Genomic DNA, 1,297 nt, shown 5'->3' with positions numbered 1-1,297 from the left:
GCCGCCCCGGCGAAGTTGGAGGCTAGATCGCGTGGTTCTCGCTCGCCAGGCCGGTGCCGGCGGCTGATCGATGGAACGTCTCCTCGTACTCGGCCGGAGGAACGTTCCCGCAGTAGGAATGTAGCCGCTCAGAATTGTACCAGGCGACCCATTCCATGGTGGCCATTGTCACGTCCATGACGTTCTTCCAGCCGCCGTGGAACTCGATGAGTTCCTTCTTGTAGAGACTGTTGAGAGACTCCGCAGCGGCATTGTCATATGAGTCGCCCTTGCTGCCCACGGAACGGGCGGCGCCGACCTGGTCGAGCCGCTCGGCGTAGCGAATAGAAGTGTATTGAACGCCTCTGTCCGAATGGTGAACGAGGTCGCCTACGTCGCCTCCGCGTGACCAGATCGCCATTTCCAGGGCATCGAGTGCGAGGTCGGTTCCGAGGTGGTCGGCGACCTGCCAGCCGACGATCCGGCGGGAGTACAGGTCTTGGACGAACGCGGTGTAGACCCAGCCCGCCGAGGTAGCGACGTAGGTGATGTCAGCGACCCACCGCAGGTCCGGCCGGTCCGCGGTGAAGTCGCGTTCCAGCAGGTCACCTGGACGTTCCGCGCCGGGGATGGTGGTGCGGGGACGCTTGCGGCCCCAGGTCGCCCCGGCGATCCCGAGGTCGCGCATCAGCCGCTCGACCGTGCACCGGGCGACGGTGACGCCCTGCCGGTTGAGTTCGCCCCATACCTTCCGAGCCCCGTACAGATGCCGTCCCGGGCCTTTCCACACCCTCAAGATCTCCTTTTTCAGCTCTTCATCCCGGACCACACGAGCCGACGGATTCGACTCCCGTTTCTTGACCGCCCAATACGTGGACGACGCGAACTCCAACACAGCACAGATCGGCTCCACACCGAACTGATCGCGATGGGTATCGACGAACTCGACTAGCGCGGCAGTTTGGGATCGAGTTCCCGGGCGAAAAACGCCGAAGCCGCCTTCAAAATCTCGTTCGCCCGCCGCAACTCACGATTCTCACGCTCGAGTTCAGCGATCCTCGCGGCATCGGACGTCGTCGTTCCCGGACGCTTCCCACCATCCACCTCGGCCTGCCTGATCCATGTCCGCAGGGCCTCACGATGCACGCCGAGCTGGTCAGCGATCCGGGCGATCACACCCTGCCCCTCGCCCGCCGCACGCGCCTCAAGGACCAGACGAACAGCCCGTTCCCGCAGCTCAGGGGCATACTTCCTCGGTGGTGCCATAACTCCTCACCCTTCCAGGTATCGGAGCCTCCAACCAACTCGGGGTGGCCCA

The 1,297-nt window shown here is 64.1% G+C and carries 1 protein-coding gene; it reads right to left on the bottom strand.

Features of this window, described 5'->3' with window-relative positions:
* Positions 1-22: 22 nt before the first annotated feature.
* A protein-coding gene (locus ABD785_RS41125; protein ID WP_344840338.1) for an IS3 family transposase occupies positions 23-1,245 on the bottom strand; the annotation gives its coding sequence in 2 pieces (ribosomal slippage) (positions 23-963 and positions 963-1,245; 1,224 coding nt in all).
* Positions 1,246-1,297: the final 52 nt, after the last annotated feature.

Source organism: Actinocorallia longicatena (assembly GCF_039534125.1).
Taxonomy (GTDB): domain Bacteria; phylum Actinomycetota; class Actinomycetes; order Streptosporangiales; family Streptosporangiaceae; genus Actinocorallia; species Actinocorallia longicatena.
The sequence above is the reverse complement of the archived record's forward strand: the minus strand, read 5'-3'. Positions and strand labels throughout refer to the sequence as shown.